Source organism: Mesorhizobium sp. WSM3866, assembly GCF_002294795.1.
Lineage (GTDB): Bacteria > Pseudomonadota > Alphaproteobacteria > Rhizobiales > Rhizobiaceae > Mesorhizobium.
In genome coordinates, this window is sequence record NZ_NSGC01000010.1 from 78,154 (window position 1) to 97,280 (window position 19,127).

The following is a 19,127-nucleotide window of genomic DNA, read 5'->3' on the forward strand; positions in this document are numbered from 1 at the left end:
GTTTGCGTTTGTATGAGACAAGTCGCGTTTGTAAGGGACAAAATGACGAAATCGCAGTTGCCACAGTGGAACCATCGGATATCATCGACGCGTGGTGCATCTCATGGGGGCTCGCCGGTCATTCGCCTTTTTATCTTAGCACTTAGTGGCATAGGGCTGCTGTACTCTTCGGCCTCGGCACTGGCGGAGGAGCACGAGCGGGCTCTGGCCGAAGAAACGATACCGGCTCTGGCCGAAGAATGCGCTGCGCCCTGCGCGGGGTACGAGGCTACCGCGGAGCTGCAGAACGACTGGATATTTGGCGCACATCCGTCTTTCCTGAGATCCGATGTGTTCTTTCCGAAGTTGGAGCTCGATCTTTTCTACGCGCCGACGGATTATCTTCGGTTCGTGAGCGCCATCATTACCGAGCCCGTGGTCGACCCGGAACCCGGGGAGGATGCGGCCTTTCAAGGGATCGGCACCTATGTCGGTGAGCTCTACGCCCTCGCTAAGGTCGATCCCCTGACCGTGAGGGCCGGAAAGTTCGACACGGTGTTCAGCCTGGCCAGCGAAGCCCTGCCGGGGATACACGCCCCGGATCTGGCGTCTGTTTTTGACGCTGACGAACGTCTGGGTGGCGAAGCTGTTGTTGGCTTCGAGGGCTTTGGGCTGAACCATGCCCTGGCCGCGACGGTATTCACGACCGACCGGACGTTCCTCAGCGAGTCGCTCTTTACCAACCGTGGACGGCTCACGCTGGCGGATGGCGGTGCCGGCAACACCACCGGTTTATCCTCATTCTCGGTTACCCTTGATGGCTGCAAAGGCGCAGAAAAGGGCGATTGTTACAAGGACGGTGAATTTGGCTATCGCCTTGGCATCCGATACCAGAAGCCCGGGCTCTCCGCCGACACAGGGGAGGAGGAGGAAGAAGAAGAGGAACCGCTGCCGGGGACCGGCAATGAATTGGCCTACCTTGCTGCCGCCACTGGAAGCTTCGACCTCAACGGGAACACACTGAGGCTTCTCGGCGAATCGGCCTACCTTAAGCATTTCGATGGCGGTCCGGACGACGCTCTGCTTCTCACCGGATCTGTCGCGCTGGAAGTGCAACCTATGACCTACATAGCCACCTACACGCATCAGCGGAACCTTGTCGCCGACGGTCCGGACACCCGCGAGCAATTGGCGGATTTCGAAGTAATTTATGCGTCTGGGGAAGAAGAAGACGCGCCGTCCGGCGCGGCGAAATGGAACCTCGGCGCCGCCTACACATTCGCGGAGAATGCTGAGGACGAGAGAACGCACACCTTCAGTGTGCGCGCGACGCTCCAATTCGGCGGACACGTGAAGTTAGGCAGGTAGGTTCGACCGTCCGAATGTCCGGCGCTTGTTGACGGCTGCCTTCTGCTGAACTCGAGTGAGGTCCGCAAGCCCGTCTGCCTGCGCCGGACTTGTTTCTTCTCTCAGGCTGATTGAAGCTATGTCAGCGACCCTTCAGTGCAAGAGTTTCGCCCATCAGCCCTTCACTTCCTTTCCATCCGGATCGAAGACGGGCTGAACGTTCTTGCCCTTGTAGCTTATCTGGAACTCGTAACTCACCTTGCCGTCGCGCATCAGCTTCTCCGCAAGCTTGATCTTTCCACCTGCGAATTTCGTATCAACGGCCGCACGCACCGATTGAGGCACCGCTTCCATCGGAATTGATTCCTCGACGACGATGACCTTACCGTCTTGATGGTAGAGCACATCGCGCGTCATTGCGCCCTCGACGCTTGCTATCTCGAAAACCAGTTCTCCGTTCTCGACCTCGCGGGCGCATGCCTTGACCTTAGCGACGGGAAAATCCTTGTGGAACCTGTCCCGCACCACCAACGGCACCTTCTTGCAGGCGATCGGCTGTTCCGCGGCCGACGCGCCGGTCGCCCCGGCAAGCACGAGGACGAACGCGCCGGGCGCCAGGCAGTAACGAACAGGTTTCATGGGGGACCTCCTTCATATGATTTCATCGGCTTTCGGAGCACCAACACTGGACTCGACCAGACAAGCACGCAGTGCCGCTTTGCCGCCTCTGCCGCGGCGCCGAGTTCGCTTACTCCTAATGGCTCTGCGGCGGTGTGCGGCTGTACGTACTTGCGCGAGCTTCGCCTGCAGCAATGCGACCCACCAAGTTGACAAGTGTTGCGCAACCGACCCGCCGCGCTAGCCAGCGGAGCGTAGGCTTGGCTAAGGGACCCAGCGCGACCGTTGCCCGACGTTGGAAACCCAAGATAGGACAAAGCGCGCCGGCGGACCGATAGCCCAAAACGGCTTTGCCGGCCTAACCGAAAGCCGTAGCGGCTCACCCGAGGTTCCGGACGCCCCCAGCGGGAGGTGGCGCCGTTCCGGTCGTCGCTCCCGTCGCGAGCATGCTCTTTTGCAGCCGCAGCTCCGGCGCCTGCTCGGCGACGACTTCCTTCAAGCGCTATGATGAGCCGAAATCTCGCTCTCTCAGTTAAGCCCACTCTGGCGTTGATGTCGGACATCACGGACGAGGCCCCTTCGCAAAAAGGGGTAATCCCTTCGCAAGCGAGTCAGCTCAACTGCCGAATCGTAGAGCCTAACGACTGCAGCGATAAATAGGCGCGTCAACCTGAAAGCGTGCTGGCAGGCACGAGGGAGCCTGCACTGAATGTCTCGCGGAAGTGTCGCCGTAGCGCCCGGCTCATCTGCTCACGTCTTCGCGCCCGAAGACCCTAACAAGTCCTATGGGTCACGAAAGGCGTTTTGCCTGCAGCGCCGTTTGGGTCGAGCAAGCCAAGAACCCGGCCGGCGCGCAGGGGGAACGATCGACACAGAAGCGACCTCCATCCGCATCCTGACGACCATTCTGCAGCCTATCACGGGACATTTTGTCAATGGAGACGCGGGCTGGCTGCGCGTCGAGCTTCTTGATCCGACCAAAACACCTCCAAGCCGCCAGCTCAACAACGAAATCCCGAACGTCCTGATCCGCGCCGAGATGCCGATCCTCGCCTTCGAGGCCGAGAGCGGGCGGCTCCAGGACGTCTTCCTTCAGCTTACCGAGGAGACGATCCAATGATCGATACCCCTCCTGTTCAACCGCACGGCCAGCAAAGCGTGGCAAGCGCAAGCGAGCCGCATATCGGGGGGTGCCGTCAAAATGCGGAGCCCAGAAACGCGGCCCCTTCATTCCCGGGGGCCTCGATGAGAGTTCAGTCAGTCAATCAAAGGATGCGGATAAACGCCGCTCGGGCAGCGGGGCTGGTTGCTGCAACCGTTATCCTGTTTTCGCACCCCGGATTGGGTGGGGGCGTACATGAGCTTGTCCAGATGGCGGGTCTCGGCCTGGTCCTCACCTGCTTCGTGGGCAGGATGTGGAGCATTCTCTATATCGGTTCAAAGAAGAATCTGGAGTTGATTACCTCCGGCCCCTACTCGTTGACCAGAAACCCGCTCTATCTCTTTTCTACGCTTGGAGCAGTTGGGATCGGATTGATCCATGGATCGATCGCCGTCGCTCTGGCGCTGGGATTTTTCAGCTATTGGATCTTGGTCATCACAGCAGCCAAGGAGGCCGAACACCTGAAGACGATCTTCGGCTCGCAATACGATTCCTATGCGCGCTATACGCCGCTGTTCTGGCCGAAACTGTCCCAATATACGGACTCTGCCGAAGTTGTCTTCTCCCCGAAAGCGCTCAAACGCAACTTCCAGGATGGACTGTACTTCCCCGCAGCCTATCCCGCCATTGAAGCAATCGAACAACTGCGAGCAGGCAGTTACCTCCCGATCCTCATGACGATCTACTGAGATCCGCCAAGTGCCAGATCCTCTCTCGGCAGCAGGACCAAATGGCCTGCCGATTTCGGCATCGTCACCAGTTCGTCGAGCTTGATGAAGTAGCCGCGGGAGTCTTGGCGCTCGTGCCGGGCACCGCGATGGCCATTTTGCATGGCCGAACTGTCGCCCAGATGGTTGACCACCGAGGTCTGTGACCTAGCTTAAACTTTACGATGGAGCGTCCAAACTCCGAAATGGTGGCATGGCGCGCACCGTGGGAGAACTCCCCGGGACGTTGAGGATGGAGAGGCGCGAGCTGGCTTTCGACCGGCGCCCAGCCATGCATCGCCAAAATTCCCCCAGTACTGGGGCCGAAGCGATGACAACTTCGAAGGCAGGCAGTTAGCCAGGGCGAGGAGCCACACACCGCTTCACGAGCTTAAAGTTACATCGGAAACCGCGCAGGTACGGCGATGACAGATCTTGCCGGGTTTTACGCAGACGACACAGGTCTCGCTCTCCTGGGCGGGATGACAATATTTGTATTGGTAGGCTTCTTCCTTGTGGTCCGGCGTATCCTCATCGCAGCGAGACGGCGTCACCAGTATGGCTACCTGAGCGAAAGCACGCCTATTCCCCTCGATGAGGCTTCTTGGGCCTGGGATCGCCCACGCAATCTTGCAGCCAAGGCGGCTTCTTCCCGGGCCGCCGTGGCCCCGGCCCCGGATGTTCAGGGTCTAAACTCCGGTAAGTCCGGGGTGCGAAAGGATTATCTCAACACGACGCCCGAAGCGGGCGAGAACTCGCGCGAGGACCTGCCCGATGCTTTCGCTCTGGCGACAAGCTTCGCCATGGCCTTACCTCCCCGTGTTCGCAGGCCGACGAGCCCCTTGTTACGCTTGAGCGTCGCCGCAATTTGTCTGGCCGTGCCGCTTGGCTATGCGTTGACGAGACAAAAGCCGGTCGAAAGCGCCCCCGCTGTTTCGCGGGCCGATAGCTACTCCCTTCCCGATCTTTCACACCGCTTGGAGATTCCTGCCAGCACGGCATCAACCGACGCACCCACGAACGGCGAATTGCCCAAACCGGATCTCACCGCTGCCGAAGCACAGGTCGAGGCAGCTCGTGCTCAGGCAGCAGCTGCAACGGAATTGGCTGGCCAGGAGCACCGAGCGATGGAGGAGGAGCGCGCCAGGAGTGCCTCTCTGGAGAGTGCGCTCGCTGAGACGCGCAAGCAGATCGAGGTGCTGAAGACAAGCATGGCCGCCGCGGACGACGCCAGCGAGGAGCGTTTGCGCAACGAACTTGTGGCAGCCCGCACGCTCGAGGCATTGCGCTGGATTGCGCAAGATATCCGCGCGCGGATCAGCGAAACCATCGACCATGTCTTTATACAGATGCCCGCTGCTCGCCTCGAACGGGAGCGAACCGAACAGATGGCGCGCGACCTAGCGCAAGCGCGAGCGCAAATTGAACAGCTGGAAGCCAAAGCCGCCGGGGATCGCGCCAAAGCCGAGGCTTCGCTGGCGCAAGCGAGCGGAATGCTTGACGAGGAGCGCCGGAAGTCGGAGGACCTTCGTGGCGACATCGCTGAAATGGAGCAGTCCAAGGCCGCGATCGCGGACACGGCTGAGCGGGAACGGACCGGTGCCGCTGCGACGCGAGCAAGGGTTGAGCAGACTGCCGCCGAGACGGCGCAGGCATTGGCACGGGAACAGGCTTCAGCAGTCGCGAACCGTGCGGACCTCGACAAAGCCCGGCTCGAGCGCGACGCGGCCGAACAGGAGCGAGCCAAGGCCGTCTTAGCCAAAGAGCGTGCCGAGCGGACTGCCGCCGAGACGGCGCAGGCTTTGGAACGCGAACGCGCTTCAGCAATATCGGCCCAAGAGGACGTCAACAGAGCCCGCCTCGAGCGCGACGCGGCTGAGCAGGAGCGAGCGAAGGCTGTCTCGGCGAAAGTGCATGCCGAGCAGGCTGCCACTGAAACAGCGCAGGCGCTGGAGCGCGAACGCGCTTCGGCAGTCGCGGCCCGTGAGGACCTCGACAAAGCCCGGCTGGAGCGCGACGCGGCGTTGCAGGAGCGAGACAGGGCTGTCGCGGCGAGAGAACGTGCGGAGCAGACTGCTAGCGAGACGGCGCAGGCGCTGGAGCGCGAACGCGCTTCGGCAGTCGCGACCCGGGAGGACCTCGACAAGGCCCGGTTGGAGCGCGACGCGGCGTTACAGGAGCGCACCATGGCGGTCGCAGCGAGAGAGCATGCGGACCAGACTGCTGCCGAGACGGCGCAGGCTCTGCAACGAGAACGCGCTTCAGCAGTGTCGGTCGGAGAGAACCTCAACAAAGCCCGCCTCGAGCGTGACACAGCCCGCCAACTTTTGGGACAGGCCGCCATGAGGCTGAAGGAGGCTCTGGACAAGCAACGTGAAGCGACGGTTTCTTTCGCCCGCGAGCTGGCCGCCGCGCGTGCCGATAATGATAAGCTTCGGGCTCAGCGCCGCGACGCTCAGATAGAGCCGCCGCTGAAGCCGCGCACTGGCCGCGCATCGGCCGGCGCAGGCCAGACGAAAACTGTCAGCCAAAAGAAGACTACGTCCAGCAAGGTTCGCAAACCGTCGCGCGAAATCCGTGTGCGTGCCATCACGCTTCCGTTTTCCCTCCGGCCAAGCCATTCGACGTTGGACTGAGCTGGAACGACTGCCCTGGAAAATCGGGGCTGGGCAGCCCGAACTCGACGTCTACGGCGAGGGCTCCCACTGTGCGCTATGTCAGCCCGATCACGCTGCCTTTCGCGTTCAATTCGCAGCCGACCGGCGCCTGGCGCGTCTCGACGCCGCCTTGATATCCGTAGTCGATGCTGACCTGGACGGGAGCCGATATCCTCTGTCGGCTCAACCGCCGTACGGAACCTGCACTGCTGACGCGCACACTGGTCGCGCCAAACTGAGCTGCGGCCTGCTCGATTGCCTCACGGCAGGCACGAACGATGTTGTCCGGGACACCCGGCAGCACTTCAATTGGATGGACTGCCAGTGGAATAGCGCTTTCTTCGAAGGGCAGCAGGGCGGGCGGAAGGTCGAGCGACCTTCCGCCGTTGCCGGCTACGCCCGGCGTTGACCTCACTGACCCGGTTGTGGTGGGGCTGCTTCCGTCATCGTTAGACGGTGGGGACGGTGGGTCAGACGGCGGACTGCCGCCGGAGCCACCGGGATCGCCGCTAGTTCCGTTGTGCTGACCGTTGTTGCTGCCAGCGCCATGACCGCCGCTATTCCCGTGATCGCCACCAGCGTTATGACCTTGGCCGCGCTCGCCGCCGGCCGCGGCTCCCGCGCAAGCTATCGCGACAGAGCACGCGAACGCGAGATGGGCCAAGCTGGATCCCAGATATTGACGCACGGCACCCTCCAAAGGCGCTTCGGCCGGCCGTCCTTCCGCCGCATGCCGTCAGAACGGCGCAGCACCCCCAGGCAACTCGCGACTGCGCCAGGGAAACTAACTAGGGGATGATTCCGGTCTATCAAGGGACTGGGTGCGGCAGCACCCAAGTGGGGGGCAGATTTGAAGGACCTGGCAGCTGATAGTTCATACAGCCCGGGAAGCCCCAAATCCTTTCTCCTTGCGAGTCGACAGCGCTTAGGCGATTTTGCCGATCATTTCGGGAGGAAATCGTGCGAAACATTCCGGCATCGGCGCTGCTGCTGGCGGCCGCTTTTTATGCAACCACCGCCGACGCTCTGGACAGTTCGGCCACACCTGTTGTCGTGACGCCATTGGCGTCGAAGACGACGACGGCATCCGGCCAGCCGATCAAGCTGCCGCAGAAGAATGTCGAGGTCCAGGTCTCAGCCTATCAGATCGCGCCCGGCGCGACGCTGCCGGTGCACAAACATCCCTTCCCGCGCTATGCCTATGTCGAGGCAGGCACCCTCAAGGTCACCAATGTCGAGACCGGCAGCAGCAACACTTACAAGACCGGCGATTTCATCGTCGAGATGATCGGCCAGTGGCATCAGGCGACCAATATCGGCAGCGATCCGGTGAAGCTGCTGGTGATCGACCAGGTCGAACAAGGCGCCAAGAACACAATCCTGAAGCAGTAGCGAGGCAACGGGGCTCAGCTGTTCCGCGGTAGGGCGGGCGCTCCAAGGCTTGAGCAATCAATAACTGCGCGCCGAACAAAACCGGAAGCGCAAAGTGACCGCTTTCGCTTGCTGGACCGATTGATGCGGCTTTCGCCTCGATCGCCCCAATGCTAGGGCTGCGCTTTCTCTTCAACATGGATAGATGATGGTGACCGACACTCAAAGGCCCCTGATCGAACTCTGCGTCGAAGGCATTGACGGGCTGCTTGCCGCGCAGGCCGCCGGCGCCGACCGGGTCGAGCTTTGCGCCAGCCTCGTCGAAGGCGGCATTACGCCGAGCCTCGGCACGGTGCGCGTAGCCCTCGAACGTGCGACCATCCCGTTTCATGTTATCGTGCGCCCGCGCGGCGGCGATTTTCTCTACAGCGAGGCGGAATACCAATCGATGCTGGCCGATATCGGCGCGCTGCGCGATCTCGGCGTGGCCGGCATCGTCGTCGGCTGCCTGACCGCTGACGGCGCAATCGATGAAGCGAGAATGAGCGAACTGGTGCGCGCCGCCGGTCCCCTCAATGTCACCTGCCACCGCGCCTTCGACATGACGCGTGACCCGGCCGAGGCGCTCGAAGCGCTGATCCGCTGCAAGGTCGGCCGCGTGCTGACCAGCGGGCAACGCGACACGGCGCTGGAGGGCGTCGATCTGCTCGCGCGCTTGGTTCGCCAGGCCGGCGCACGCATCATCATCCTCGGCTGCGGCGGGCTGGCGCCCGACAATATCGGCGAGGTTCGCCGGCAAACCGGACTGACCGAGATGCATTTCGCCGCGCTTGCCGACGTGCCGAGCGCCATGCGCTACCGCAACCCGCATGTCGGCATGGGCGGCACCGATCTCGATCGCGAGTACCGCAACACGGTGACCGACCAGGACTTGGCGGCGGCAACGATCGCGGCCGCGAGGGTCTGATGCGGGAAGTGACGATGTCGAAAGCTCGCTCGCCGATCGACCGCGTTTCGCCTGCCGACGAGGCCGCCATTCTCGCTCTCAACAACGAGCATGCCGCCGAGTTGTCCTGGCTTGAGCCGGAGCGCCTGTCATTCCTGATCGGGCAGGCTTTCTACACGCGCCGCATCGGGGCGCTCGAAGCCTTCATCACGTGCTTCGATCAGGATGCCAGCTACGAAAGCCCGAACTTCCTCTGGTTTCGTGAGCGCTACTCCCGCTTCGTCTATGTCGACCGGGTGGTGGTCGCGGCCGAAGCGCGCGGCCGCGGCCATGCCCGCCGTCTCTACGAGGATCTGTTCGAGCATGTCAGGCGCGCATGCCACACGATCGTAACCTGCGAGGTCAATGCCGATCCCCCGAACCCCACATCGGATGCCTTTCACGCGGCGCTCGGCTTTGGCGAGGTCGGCGATGCCGTGATCCACGGCGGCAGGAAGTCGGTGCGCTACTACGCCAAGCCGATCGACTAGCGCATGGCCCTGAAAGCCAGAGGCTTTCAACCATGAGCCAAACAAGGTCTCATGCGGCCGCCGCACTGGCCACAAACAGAAGCTGCAGCTAATGTATCGTCTTCGCGTGCCGGGGGCGTGACATCATGCCAAGCAACGTCTTCCGCTTCGACGAGAGTTGGAACATTCCCGATGCCACGCCGCAGGAAGTGTGGGACGTTCTGTCCGACGCCGAGTTGCTGCCGCTCTGGTGGGGCGACGCCTACAAGGAAGTCGAGCCGCTCGACAAGAAAGGCAAGGCCGTCGTCGGGTCACGGGCAAGAGCCAGGGCGCGAGGCGCCCTGCCCTACGAGCTGAACTTCATCATCGAGGCCGCGGAGCTCGATCCTGGCCGGCTGGTGGTGGTGAAGACCTTCGGCGATTTCGACGGCCTGTGGCGGGCTGAGCTGTCGCCAGCCGGAAGCGGAACGCATGTGAAGCTCACCTGGCAGGTCATCGTGGAGAGGCCGATCCTCAAACTCCTGGCACCCTTGCTGAGGCCGGCTTTCGCGTGGAATCACCGCTGGACCACACCTCGCGGCGAAGCCGGGCTTCGGCGCTATCTCGCCGCACAAAAAACCGGCAAGGCCTGACCTCCTCACCAATTGCGGTTGAGCCAGCCGCGCGCCGGTTTCTCGACGATGTAGTAGCTCGCCAGGGCGCAGGCGAAGACCGCGGCCAGCATCGGGATCGGCGCCACGTCGCGGTCATAGACGAATTTGTAGAAGGGCTGCTGCCACAGATAGAGCGAGTAGGACCACAGCCCCAGCATCACCATCGGCCGCGATGACAGTAGGCCGGTCAGATAGCCGCCGGCGAAGTCGAGCGTGTTGACGGCGAGCGCCAGCAGCGGCACGCCCAGCAGATAGTGCAAGGGCGTCGGCACCGGATCGAGGAACAGCAAGATTCCCCCCACCGCGGCCGCCAGCGCCAGATGCCGGCTCCTGAGGAATGCCGGCAGGTGTCCATCGGCCTTGAGCAGGCAGATCGCCGCCGACAGCAGGATCGAGGCGATATGCACGTCGGTTCGCCAATAGCTGGTTTCGTAGTCCATGCAGAAGACCCAGTAGGAAATAGCGCCGTTGGCCATAGCGAGCAGCGACAGCATGACAAGCAGGCGCACGACATTCGCGCGCCTGGAAACCGCCACGCTGATCAGCGCCAGGATGACATAAGAATGCTCCTCGATGGCAAGCGACCAGATATGGTCGAGCGCGCCCGCGCGATTGATGAGAATGCCGGCATAGTTGTAGGTGAATGTCAGCGCGGTAAGCGCCGCCTTCCATTTGAAGGCAATGAAGGTGCCGGAGAGCCCGATCATGACGGCAACCACGAACACCAGCAGGGCTGGATAGACGCGGGCGAACCGGCGCTTGAAGAACTTCTTCAGCGGAAAGCGCTCGACGAACAGGATTTCCCCCATCAGCCGGCCGCTCAGCACGAAGAAGAACTCGACGCCGAGCACGCCGAGATTGATGCCGCGAATCGGAAAGAAATGGCCGATCAGCACGAAGGCGATCGACAGGCCGCGCCAGCCGTCGAGATAGGCCAGCCTTGCCCGTGCCGCCTTGTCGGCTGCGGCCCGCGGCAGGACGCCGGCCGTCGCGGAGATGTCGGTCATGCCCGTCCCTCGCAACTCGAGGTCCCGGCATAGCCGTGCCTGGAACCGCTTCGTTTTCCCCGCCGCAGTTATTTTGCAGTGCGGGATCATCTTGTGCAAGTGCGAAGCAGCGAATTCACAGGCAGTTCCTGCCAACCGATTGCGAACACAAAAGAAAAAGGGGCCGCGGCGGGTCCTGCCGCCGCTTGGTGAACCCGCCATGGTCGGCAATGTTTCGTGGCCTCATGCCTTGCCCGCCTGCCGAAATCGGCCGAATGTGCGGATAGATTCATTTCCAACGCAGAGACCGCCTATGGCAGACTTCGTCCTCCCTCCGCCCGCGATCGCTTCGGTCGCGGTGACCGGCTCGGCGGAACGGTTTGCCGTGCGCCGCATCTTCTGCGTTGGCCGCAACTACGCGGCGCATGCGCGAGAACTCGGCAATGACGAGCGCGATCCGCCCTTCTTCTTCACCAAGCCGGCCGACGCCGTGGTCGACAGCGGCGCCGAGATCCCCTACCCGCCGCTGACTGGCAATCTCCACCACGAGATCGAGCTGGTCGTGGCGATCGGCAAGGCCGGCTTCCGCATCCCTCGCACCGAGGCGCTCGCGCATGTCTGGGGCTATGGCGTCGGCGTGGACCTCACTCGCCGCGACCTGCAGGACCAAGCGAAGAAAGCGGCCCGCCCCTGGGACTGGTCGAAGGCCTTCGACTTCTCCGCGCCTTGCGGCCCGCTGCTTCCGGTCGCAAGGTCTGGCCATCCCGAAACGGGTCGCATCTGGCTCGCTGTAAACGGTGACGTAAAACAGGACGGCGACCTCGCCGAGCTGATCTGGCCCGTCGCCGATGTCGTCTCGATCTGCAGCGAGTCGGTCGAGCTCCAGCCCGGCGACCTGATCTTCACCGGCACGCCGGCCGGCGTTGGCGCGGTTCAGGCGGGCGACGAGATCACTGGTGGCGTCGACGGCATCGGCGCCGTCGAGGTCACCATCGGGCAGCCGAGGCGATGAGCGACCTGATCCTCCATAACTATTATCGATCCTCCACCTCATACCGGGTGCGGATCGCGCTGGAGATGAAGGGGCGTGCCTACACCTATGTGCCCCACCATCTGCGCCATGGCGAGCATCTCGAGCCCGCCTATCTCGCGGTCAATCCGCAAGGGTTGGTGCCGGCGCTGGTGCTCGACGACGGAACGCTTTTAACCCAGTCGCTGGCGATCATCGAATATCTCGACGAGATCGAGCCCGAGCCGCCGTTGTTGCCCAAGGATGCGCTGGGACGCGCCAGGGTCCGGATGCTGGCGCAGATGATCGCCTGCGACATCCATCCGGTGAACAATCTGCGCGTGCTCACCTCGCTGCGCACCTTGTTCGGCGCCGGCGACGAGGATGTCGTCAACTGGTTCCGGCATTGGGTGAATGAAGGTTTCCAGCCGCTTGAAAAGATTCTGGCCGCCTCGCCCGAGACCGGCAGGTTCTGCCATGGCGATACACCGGGGCTCGCCGATATCTGCCTCGCCGCGCAGGTCAGCAACAATGCCCGCTTCGGCGTCGACATGGCGGCCTATCCGGTGATCTCGCGCATCCACGCCGCCTGCATGGCGCTGCCGGCGTTCCAGAAGGCTGCGCCGCAGAACCAGATCGATGCCGAATAGAGTAGCCAGGGATCCCGACGAAGCTAAGACGCTCGCAGATATCGAGGAGTATGGCTGTCATATCCTCTACGTGCTGGAGGACGACGAGCACCCGCCATTCGCTTACTCGGTGGGGATAGAGTACAATTTCAAAGCCCCTGAGCTGGTCGTCATCGGGCTCAAGCCGGAGCTTTCGCAGACCATCAGCAACGAGTATTGCCGACGAGTGCGCAGCGGCGAGAGGTTCAACGTTGGAGAGCGGGCGCCGGGTTTCCTGGGAGGTGGCTTCGACTGTCAATTCGGTGCGGTCCATCCCGACCTTTTCGGTTGGGACCTATGGTTTTACGACGGGCCCGTTTTCCGGATTATGCAGCTTATCTTTCCGACAACCTCCGGTGTTTGGCCATGGGATGCCGAAGCCGGCGAGTGGTTTTGCGAGCGGCAACCATTGCTCGACCAACCACCATTGCCGACTTAGCTTGGGACCTACTACCCAAAACCGTACTGCCTTTGAACTGGATAGAAAGCACTCCCATGAAAGCTGTCGTCTTCGAAAAATTCGGCGAAGCGCCAACAATCCAGACCGTGCCTGACCCCAAGCCGGCGGGGGATGGCGTCGTCATCAAGGTCGAGGCGACCGGTCTTTGCCGCAGCGACTGGCATGGCTGGATGGGTCATGACGACGGCATCACGCTGCCGCATGTCCCCGGCCATGAACTGGCGGGCGTCGTCGTCGCCGCCGGCAAGCAGGTGAGCCGCTGGAAGGCCGGCGACCGCGTCACCGTGCCTTTCGCCGTCGGCTGCGGCCGCTGCTTCGAATGCAACTCCGGCAACCATCAGGTCTGCGAGCACCAGACCCAACCTGGCTTCACGGGGTGGGGCTCGTTCGCCGAATATGTCGGCATCGAGCATGCCGACACCAATCTCGTACGCCTGCCGGACGAGATGGAGTTCGCCACTGCCGCCAGCCTCGGCTGCCGCTTCGTCACCTCCTTCCGCGCCATCGTCGACCAGGGCCGGGTGACGCCCGGCGAGTGGGTGGCGGTGCATGGCTGCGGCGGTGTCGGTCTCTCGGCGATCATGATCGCCAGCGCCATGGGCGCCAATGTCATCGCCATCGACCTCACCGACGAGAAGCTGGAGTTTGCGAAAAGGATCGGGGCGGTCGCGACCATCAACGCTTCGACCACGCCCAATGTCGTCAAGGCCGTCAAGCAGATCACCAACGGCGGCGCGCATATGTCGATGGACGCGCTCGGCCATCCAACCACGTGCTTCAACTCGATCGCCAATCTGCGCCGGCGCGGTCGCCATGTTCAGGTCGGGCTGATGCTGGGCGACCATGCCCGCCCGCAAGTGCCGATGGACAAGGTCATCGCCTTCGAGCTCGAAATCCTCGGCAGCCACGGCATGCAGGCCTACCGCTATTCCGCCATGATGGACATGATTCGCACCGGCAAGCTGAAGCCCGAACTGTTGGTCGGCAAAAGGATCAGCCTCGATGAGGCGCCAGCCGCATTGATGGCGATGGGCGGCTTCGAGGGCATCGGCATCGGCGTGGTGACGAAGTTTTGAGTAGGCTCCCTACCTGGCGAACTTCTTCGCCCCGAACACGCAGGCCACCACGCCGAGCGTGACCACCACCATCAGCGGGCTGACCTGCTCGTGCAGCAGACTCGCCGCGAGCGCCAGGCCGAAGAAGGGCTGCAGCAGTTGCAATTGCCCGACCGCGGCGATGCCGCCCTGCGCCAGGCCGCGATACCAGAACACGAAGCCGATCAGCATGCTGAACAGCGAGACATAGCCGAGGCCGATCCATGCGCCGGAGCCGACAGCGGCAAAAGACGGCGGCAGGGTCGCAAAGCTCAGCGCTAACATGACCGGCAGCGACAGCGCCAAGGCCCAGCAGATCACCTGCCAGCCGCCGAGCTTGCGCGACAGCGCCGCACCTTCCGCATAGCCCAGCCCGCAGGCGATGATGGCGGCGAGCATCAAGCCGTCGCCGACCGGTGAGGCCGTCACGCCTTGCAACAGCGCGAAACCCGCGACGAGCGTGCTGCCCAGGCAGGAAAACAGCCAGAAGGCCGGGCGCGGACGGTCGCCGCCGCGCAGCACACCGAAGATCGCCGTCGCCAGCGGCAGCAGGCCGACAAAGATGATGGAATGCGCCGCCGTAACATGTTTGAGCGCCAGCGCCGTCAGGAGAGGAAAGCCGACCACGACGCCTAGCGCAACGACGACCAGCGAGACCAGATCCCCGCGATCCGGGCGCTTCTCGCGGAACAGGAACAGCATTGCGATGCCGAGCAGGCCGGCGATCGCCGCACGGGCCGACGTCAGGAAGGTCGGGTCGAAATCGACCACCGCCACGCGCGTCGCCGGCAGCGACCCGCTGAAGATCAGCACGCCGATGAAGCCGTTGAGCCAGCCGTTGAAACTCTTATCCATCATCCGCTCCGTTTGCGCTTCTGTACCGGCGCAGCGCATGGCTTTGCCAGAGACAATGGGGTACAATTCCGCAAAACTGTATTGGTCAACAGGGAAGTACAGATGGACACGCCCGACCCGAAGGCGACGAATGCCGGAACGCTCGTCGAAGCCGTCATGTCGGCAATCCGGCAGCGGATCGCCGCGCGCATCCTGACGCCGGGCGCGCGCTTGCCTTCGATCCGCGCCTTCGCCGGCACGATGCAGGTGTCAAAATCTACGGTGGTCGAGGCCTATGAGCGGCTTGCGGCGGAAGGCACGATCCGCTCGCGGCCGGGCTCCGGCTTCTTTGCCGCCGGCCCGCTTGCGCCGCTGTCGCTGGCCGAGATCGGCCCGCGGCTCGACCGCGCCGTCGACCCGCTCTGGGTCTCGCGGCAAGCACTGGAGGCATGCGACGATATGCTGAAACCGGGCTGCGGCTGGCTGCCGGCTTCCTGGATGCCTCAGGCCGCGTTGCGGCACGCACTGCGCGGCGCCGCCCGAGCCGACGATGCGACGCTTGCCGACTACGGCACGCCGCTTGGCCTGCCGGCACTGCGGCAGCTGCTTGCCCGCCGCCTGTCGGCGCACGGCGTCGAGGCTTCGCCGGACCAGATCATGCTCACCGAGTCCGGGACGCAGGCGATCGACCTATTGTGCCGCTTGCTCCTCGAGCCGGGCGATACGGTTCTGGTCGACGATCCCTGCTATTTCAACTTCCATGCGTTGCTGCGCGCGCACCGCGCCAAAGTGGTCGGTGTCGCGATGACACCCTCAGGGCCCGATATCGACCTCTTCGCGCAAGCGCTCGCCGAGCACAAGCCGCGCCTCTACATCACCAATTCCGCGCTTCACAACCCGACCGGCGCGGTGCTCTCGCCGCTTATAGCGCACCGGCTGCTCAAGCTTGCCGATCAATCGGATCTCGCCATCGTCGAGGATGACATCTTCGCCGATTTCGAGCACGCGCCGGCGCCGCGGCTGGCGGCCTTCGATGGCCTCGGCCGCGTCGTCCAGATCGGTTCCTTCTCCAAGACGCTGTCGGCTTCGGTGCGATGCGGCTTCATCGCCGCGCCCCGCGACTGGATGGAACGGCTGATTGACCTCAAGATCGCCACGACTTTCGGCGGCGGGAGGCTCTCCTCGGAACTGGTGCTGACTCTGCTGAAGGACGGCAGCTACCGCAAGCATGTCGAGCAGTTGCGCACCCGCCTGTCGCGCGCAATGGCCGAAACAGCCGGCAGGCTGAAAGCAATAGACGTTATGCCCTGGATCGATCAGGGGGCCGGTATGTTCCTGTGGTGCCGCCTGCCCGACGGCATCGACGCCGCCGATGTCGCCCGCCATGCGCTGGCGGATAATGTCGTGCTGGCGCCCGGCAACGCCTTCAGCCTGTCGCACTCCGCCGGCCGCTTCATGCGTTTCAACGTCGCCCAATGCGCCGATGAGCGCAACTTCAGAGTGCTTGGAAGGGCAATGGCCGCGTCCCGTCGCAAAGGCGCGTCGCAGCCCGGCAGCGGCAGAGCTTAGGCGCCTGCCCGCTTGCGGCGCTCATACATCATCACCAGCGTCTCGGCAGTCAGCGCCGGCTTCTGCTCGCCCTCGATCTCGACGGTGTTCGCGGCCTTCATCAGATATTGGCCGGGGCCGCGGTCTTCCATGGTGAGCAGCGTCGTGCGCAGCCGGATACGTGCGCCGGACTTCACCGGCGCCAGGAAGCGCACTTTGTCGAAGCCATAGTTGAAGGCGGCTTGCGTGTTTTCCGGCACGATGCCCATTTCCAGCGCCAGCGCGCCGATGATCGACAGCGTCAGATAGCCATGCGCGATCGTAGTGCGGAACGGACTCTGCCGCTTCGCGCGCTCCGGATCGACATGTATCCACTGGTGGTCGCCCGTGCATTGGGCGAACTGGTCGATGCGCTGCTGGTCGACCGTCGTCCAGTCCGACACGCCGATCTCCTGGCCGGCCATTGTCCGCAACTGTTCAAAGGTCGGCGGCGTCCTCGGCCAATTTTCCGTCATTCCTGCTTTCCTGCTGGCTTCTGCCAATCTCCCGACCATGAACCGGCGGCTCCTGTCAATTCGCGGCGCCTCGATTTCACCCTCAGAGTTGACGGTTTTACGGCAAGCCGCGAACGCGCAGCCGCACGCGCCGCCGATTGCTCAGCCGCCTGAACCCGATCCGGAAAACCCGAATAGGCGCCCTGGATTGCTCACTTCCCGTCGTAGCCGGCCCGGATTTCCGCCATCGCGTCCTTGATCCTGTCGCGCAGGATTTCGACCGATTCGGTGCCGGATTTCCGAACCAGGTCGGCGACCTCGCCGGCATTCTTCAGCGTTGTCTCGAAGGATTTCCTGGCGAAATCCACCTGCTTCGTCATCAACTCCTGCGGATTGCCCGGAGGCTGGTAGTTGCGTGCCATCCGGGTAATTTCGCCGAGCGCCTCCTGCACCATTTCGTGCTGTCTCGACAGAATGGATGACGCGCCGGCGGCGCTTGCCCTGGCCGACTTCTCCAGAGCCTCGAGATTCCTGCGGTGGTGATCGAGGATCGCCTGGATGTCGACCTTCGGCAGCTTCAAGTCGCGGCCGAACCTGCTGAAGATGTCCAGAAAAGAGTCGGATTCCGGTTGTTTTGCCATGTCGTCGCCTCCCGATCTGCCGCTCTTACAGCGCCCACTAGGGAGAATAGTGCGCGCCCGGTCCGCGTCAATTGAGGAGAAGCAGCCGCTCCGCCGTATAGAGTGCCAAGCCGGCCAGACCGCCGATTACCATGCCGTTGAAGCGGATGTACTGCAGGTCCTTGCCGATATTGATCTCGATCAGCCGCGTCAGCTGGGCCAGATCCCAGCGCTTGACCTGATCGGCGATGAATTTCGACACGCCGCTCTTCTGGCTTTCGACGAAGGAGGCGAGCGCCACAACAAAACCCTGGTTCATGTCGGCCCTGATCTGGGCATCGTCGGCCAAATGTCGTCCGACCTCGACGAACAGGTTGGCGAGGTGCTCGCGAATCGTCGAATTGGCCGCGTTGGCGTCCTGCTCGATGAACAAGCGCAGGCTTGCCCAAGTGTCGCCGGCGAGAGCCCTGACTTCCGGACGGCCCAGGAAATCGCGCTTCAGCTTTTCGGCGCGCCTTGCATATTGCTTCGAGGTCCTGAGCCGCTCGACGAAGCGAAGTACGAAACGGTCGAACTCGGCGCGCGCCGGATGATCGGGATCGGCCCGCACCTCCTCCAGTAGCAACCCGGCGGAAGCGACAATCTTCTTGAGCAGATAGGCGTCGGCGCGAAACAGGTTGAACAGCGACGGCAGTTCCTCACGAATCTTTTCGCGCATCGTCGCCAGCGCCTTCTCGTCGTTCAGGAAGCGCCCGACCACCCTGGTGAACTCGTCGAACAGTTTCTGGTGGCGCCGGTCGTCGGTGAGCGCCGACAACAGCTCCGCGGCTAAAGGCGCCAGCGGCACTTTTTCGATCTGCTCCAGCAAGCGGCTGGTGACGAAGTCGCGCAGCCCGGACTGCTCCACGGCGGTCAGCGTCTGCGGCACCAGGCGGGCGACGAATCGCGACAGGTCGGCGGCGCGTTCGGCGTCGGCCAACCAGTCGGCGACGAGGGCCGCAAAGTCGACCTCGGCGAGCTTTTCCCGCACGGGCTCCGGCGCAAGGAAATTGGCCTCGATGAACCGGCCGAGATTGTCGGCGATGCGGTGCTGGTTCTCGGGAATGATGGCCGTGTGCGGGATCGGCAAGCCGAGCGGGCGCCTGAACAACGCCACGACCGCATACCAGTCGGCCAGCCCGCCAATGATCGCCGCCTCGGCGAACGCGGCAACAAAGCCGAGCCACGGATGGGTGATCTCTAAAGACTTGGCGAGCGCGAAGACAAGGATGCATAGGCCAAGCGCCGCGGCGGCGACGAACTTGGTCCGCCGCAATGCCGAGAGCTTTGCCTGCGCATCGGCGTCGAATCGAACCGGCGCGAGGGCCTGAGCTGATTGTGACATGGAAAGGTCTTCCCTATTGCACCCGGACTTATCTAGGGCCTGCGCCGGGGAAACGCTCGCTCAAAGCGCATTGCGGTGCGA

At 63.1% G+C, this 19,127-nt stretch carries 21 protein-coding genes; 12 read left to right on the top strand and 9 right to left on the bottom strand.

All coding sequences use genetic code 11. The features are described 5' to 3' along the window. Window positions 1-42 precede the first annotated feature (42 nt). Window positions 43-1,347, top strand: coding sequence for a hypothetical protein (locus CK222_RS22390; RefSeq protein ID WP_245322446.1), 1,305 nt, complete (start codon window positions 43-45; stop codon window positions 1,345-1,347). A 153-nt stretch (window positions 1,348-1,500) separates the two neighbouring features. Here the strand turns inward: CK222_RS22390 and CK222_RS22395 are convergent, their stop codons facing one another. Beyond that, on the bottom strand, window positions 1,501-1,965 hold the full coding sequence (locus CK222_RS22395; protein ID WP_095801890.1) for a hypothetical protein: 465 nt from the start codon (window positions 1,963-1,965) through the stop codon (window positions 1,501-1,503). 769 nt (window positions 1,966-2,734) lie between these two features. Beyond that, window positions 2,735-3,061 carry a hypothetical protein gene (locus tag CK222_RS31855; protein WP_141247114.1) on the bottom strand — a complete coding sequence of 109 codons (327 nt, stop codon included), beginning with the start codon at window positions 3,059-3,061 and terminating at the stop codon, window positions 2,735-2,737. Here CK222_RS31855 and CK222_RS22405 point away from each other — a divergent pair. Beyond that, window positions 3,061-3,795 (top strand): isoprenylcysteine carboxylmethyltransferase family protein, encoded by a 735-nt coding sequence (locus tag CK222_RS22405; RefSeq protein WP_245433177.1) that lies wholly within the window; start codon window positions 3,061-3,063, stop codon window positions 3,793-3,795. The two genes, CK222_RS31855 and CK222_RS22405, sit on opposite strands and share 1 nt — an antisense overlap. On the opposite strand, the gene CK222_RS22410 is transcribed toward CK222_RS22405, so the two are convergent. After that, window positions 3,789-3,968: a hypothetical protein gene (locus CK222_RS22410; RefSeq protein WP_095801893.1), complete on the bottom strand. Its 180-nt coding sequence runs from the start codon at window positions 3,966-3,968 to the stop codon at window positions 3,789-3,791. The genes CK222_RS22405 and CK222_RS22410 overlap by 7 nt on opposite strands. Before the next feature lie 270 nt (window positions 3,969-4,238). Between CK222_RS22410 and CK222_RS22415 the strand changes: the two genes are divergently transcribed. After that, window positions 4,239-6,449 carry a hypothetical protein gene (locus CK222_RS22415; RefSeq protein WP_095801894.1) on the top strand — a complete coding sequence of 737 codons (2,211 nt, stop codon included), beginning with the start codon at window positions 4,239-4,241 and terminating at the stop codon, window positions 6,447-6,449. 76 nt (window positions 6,450-6,525) lie between these two features. On the opposite strand, the gene CK222_RS32465 is transcribed toward CK222_RS22415, so the two are convergent. After that, window positions 6,526-6,885, bottom strand: coding sequence for a hypothetical protein (locus tag CK222_RS32465; RefSeq protein ID WP_176477715.1), 360 nt, complete (start codon window positions 6,883-6,885; stop codon window positions 6,526-6,528). 545 nt (window positions 6,886-7,430) lie between these two features. Between CK222_RS32465 and CK222_RS22425 the strand changes: the two genes are divergently transcribed. From CK222_RS22425 to CK222_RS22440, 4 genes are all read left to right on the top strand, one after another. Next, window positions 7,431-7,862: a cupin domain-containing protein gene (locus CK222_RS22425; RefSeq protein ID WP_067329481.1), complete on the top strand. Its 432-nt coding sequence runs from the start codon at window positions 7,431-7,433 to the stop codon at window positions 7,860-7,862. 187 nt (window positions 7,863-8,049) lie between these two features. Next, complete coding sequence (locus CK222_RS22430; protein WP_095802013.1) at window positions 8,050-8,808, top strand: copper homeostasis protein CutC; 759 nt, start codon at window positions 8,050-8,052, stop codon at window positions 8,806-8,808. Between the two features lie 14 nt (window positions 8,809-8,822). Further along, window positions 8,823-9,317 carry a GNAT family N-acetyltransferase gene (locus CK222_RS22435; protein WP_095802014.1) on the top strand — a complete coding sequence of 165 codons (495 nt, stop codon included), beginning with the start codon at window positions 8,823-8,825 and terminating at the stop codon, window positions 9,315-9,317. Window positions 9,318-9,442: 125 nt separating this feature from the next. Then, window positions 9,443-9,928 (top strand): SRPBCC family protein, encoded by a 486-nt coding sequence (locus CK222_RS22440; protein ID WP_095801896.1) that lies wholly within the window; start codon window positions 9,443-9,445, stop codon window positions 9,926-9,928. A 5-nt stretch (window positions 9,929-9,933) separates the two neighbouring features. Here CK222_RS22440 and CK222_RS22445 read toward each other — a convergent pair whose 3' ends face one another. Further along, window positions 9,934-10,956: an acyltransferase gene (locus tag CK222_RS22445; protein ID WP_095801897.1), complete on the bottom strand. Its 1,023-nt coding sequence runs from the start codon at window positions 10,954-10,956 to the stop codon at window positions 9,934-9,936. Window positions 10,957-11,248: 292 nt separating this feature from the next. Here CK222_RS22445 and CK222_RS22450 point away from each other — a divergent pair, with 292 nt between their 5' ends. Genes CK222_RS22450 through CK222_RS22465 form a run of 4 tightly spaced genes read left to right on the top strand, consistent with a single transcriptional unit; the run spans window position 11,249 to window position 14,148 of the window. Continuing rightward, window positions 11,249-11,947 carry a fumarylacetoacetate hydrolase family protein gene (locus tag CK222_RS22450; RefSeq protein WP_095801898.1) on the top strand — a complete coding sequence of 233 codons (699 nt, stop codon included), beginning with the start codon at window positions 11,249-11,251 and terminating at the stop codon, window positions 11,945-11,947. Then, window positions 11,944-12,594 (top strand): maleylacetoacetate isomerase, encoded by a 651-nt coding sequence (gene maiA, locus CK222_RS22455; RefSeq protein WP_095801899.1) that lies wholly within the window; start codon window positions 11,944-11,946, stop codon window positions 12,592-12,594. Before CK222_RS22450 ends, maiA begins: the two co-directional genes overlap by 4 nt. Continuing rightward, on the top strand, window positions 12,584-13,051 hold the full coding sequence (locus tag CK222_RS22460) for a DUF4262 domain-containing protein (RefSeq protein WP_095801900.1): 468 nt from the start codon (window positions 12,584-12,586) through the stop codon (window positions 13,049-13,051). Before maiA ends, CK222_RS22460 begins: the two co-directional genes overlap by 11 nt. Before the next feature lie 56 nt (window positions 13,052-13,107). Continuing rightward, window positions 13,108-14,148, top strand: a complete 1,041-nt coding sequence (locus tag CK222_RS22465; RefSeq protein ID WP_067329463.1) for a zinc-dependent alcohol dehydrogenase family protein — start codon at window positions 13,108-13,110, stop codon at window positions 14,146-14,148. 9 nt (window positions 14,149-14,157) lie between these two features. Here CK222_RS22465 and CK222_RS22470 read toward each other — a convergent pair whose 3' ends face one another. Beyond that, a complete protein-coding gene (locus tag CK222_RS22470; RefSeq protein ID WP_095802015.1) occupies window positions 14,158-15,021 on the bottom strand; it encodes a DMT family transporter in 864 nt (287 codons plus the stop codon). A 102-nt stretch (window positions 15,022-15,123) separates the two neighbouring features. Here CK222_RS22470 and CK222_RS22475 point away from each other — a divergent pair, with 102 nt between their 5' ends. Continuing rightward, window positions 15,124-16,569, top strand: coding sequence for a PLP-dependent aminotransferase family protein (locus CK222_RS22475; protein WP_095801901.1), 1,446 nt, complete (start codon window positions 15,124-15,126; stop codon window positions 16,567-16,569). On the opposite strand, the gene CK222_RS22480 is transcribed toward CK222_RS22475, so the two are convergent. The 3 genes from CK222_RS22480 to CK222_RS22490 form a co-directional block, all read right to left on the bottom strand. Next, a complete protein-coding gene (locus CK222_RS22480; RefSeq protein WP_095801902.1) occupies window positions 16,566-17,063 on the bottom strand; it encodes a MaoC family dehydratase in 498 nt (165 codons plus the stop codon). The genes CK222_RS22475 and CK222_RS22480 overlap by 4 nt on opposite strands. A 191-nt stretch (window positions 17,064-17,254) precedes the next feature. Next, on the bottom strand, window positions 17,255-17,683 hold the full coding sequence (gene phaP / locus CK222_RS22485) for a TIGR01841 family phasin (RefSeq protein WP_095801903.1): 429 nt from the start codon (window positions 17,681-17,683) through the stop codon (window positions 17,255-17,257). A gap of 67 nt (window positions 17,684-17,750) precedes the next feature. Continuing rightward, window positions 17,751-19,046 carry a DUF445 domain-containing protein gene (locus tag CK222_RS22490; RefSeq protein ID WP_095801904.1) on the bottom strand — a complete coding sequence of 432 codons (1,296 nt, stop codon included), beginning with the start codon at window positions 19,044-19,046 and terminating at the stop codon, window positions 17,751-17,753. Between the last annotated feature and the right edge of the window lie 81 nt (window positions 19,047-19,127).

Excerpts from the sequence above, each read along its gene's own strand:
- CK222_RS22405 (WP_245433177.1), top strand. The coding sequence starts at position 3,061 with ATGATCGATACCCCTCCTGTTCAACCGCACGGCCAGCAAAGCGTGGCA.
- CK222_RS22440 (WP_095801896.1), top strand. The coding sequence starts at position 9,443 with ATGCCAAGCAACGTCTTCCGCTTCGACGAGAGTTGGAACATTCCCGAT.
- CK222_RS22460 (WP_095801900.1), top strand. The coding sequence starts at position 12,584 with ATGCCGAATAGAGTAGCCAGGGATCCCGACGAAGCTAAGACGCTCGCA.
- CK222_RS22435 (WP_095802014.1), top strand. The coding sequence starts at position 8,823 with ATGTCGAAAGCTCGCTCGCCGATCGACCGCGTTTCGCCTGCCGACGAG.
- CK222_RS22445 (WP_095801897.1), bottom strand. The coding sequence starts at position 10,956 with ATGACCGACATCTCCGCGACGGCCGGCGTCCTGCCGCGGGCCGCAGCC.
- phaP (WP_095801903.1), bottom strand. The coding sequence starts at position 17,683 with ATGGCAAAACAACCGGAATCCGACTCTTTTCTGGACATCTTCAGCAGG.
- CK222_RS22490 (WP_095801904.1), bottom strand. The coding sequence starts at position 19,046 with ATGTCACAATCAGCTCAGGCCCTCGCGCCGGTTCGATTCGACGCCGAT.
- CK222_RS22390 (WP_245322446.1), top strand. The coding sequence starts at position 43 with ATGACGAAATCGCAGTTGCCACAGTGGAACCATCGGATATCATCGACG.
- CK222_RS22465 (WP_067329463.1), top strand. The coding sequence starts at position 13,108 with ATGAAAGCTGTCGTCTTCGAAAAATTCGGCGAAGCGCCAACAATCCAG.
- CK222_RS22470 (WP_095802015.1), bottom strand. The coding sequence starts at position 15,021 with ATGGATAAGAGTTTCAACGGCTGGCTCAACGGCTTCATCGGCGTGCTG.
- CK222_RS22475 (WP_095801901.1), top strand. The coding sequence starts at position 15,124 with ATGGACACGCCCGACCCGAAGGCGACGAATGCCGGAACGCTCGTCGAA.
- CK222_RS22480 (WP_095801902.1), bottom strand. The coding sequence starts at position 17,063 with ATGACGGAAAATTGGCCGAGGACGCCGCCGACCTTTGAACAGTTGCGG.
- maiA (WP_095801899.1), top strand. The coding sequence starts at position 11,944 with ATGAGCGACCTGATCCTCCATAACTATTATCGATCCTCCACCTCATAC.
- CK222_RS22450 (WP_095801898.1), top strand. The coding sequence starts at position 11,249 with ATGGCAGACTTCGTCCTCCCTCCGCCCGCGATCGCTTCGGTCGCGGTG.
- CK222_RS22395 (WP_095801890.1), bottom strand. The coding sequence starts at position 1,965 with ATGAAACCTGTTCGTTACTGCCTGGCGCCCGGCGCGTTCGTCCTCGTG.
- CK222_RS22415 (WP_095801894.1), top strand. The coding sequence starts at position 4,239 with ATGACAGATCTTGCCGGGTTTTACGCAGACGACACAGGTCTCGCTCTC.
- CK222_RS22430 (WP_095802013.1), top strand. The coding sequence starts at position 8,050 with ATGGTGACCGACACTCAAAGGCCCCTGATCGAACTCTGCGTCGAAGGC.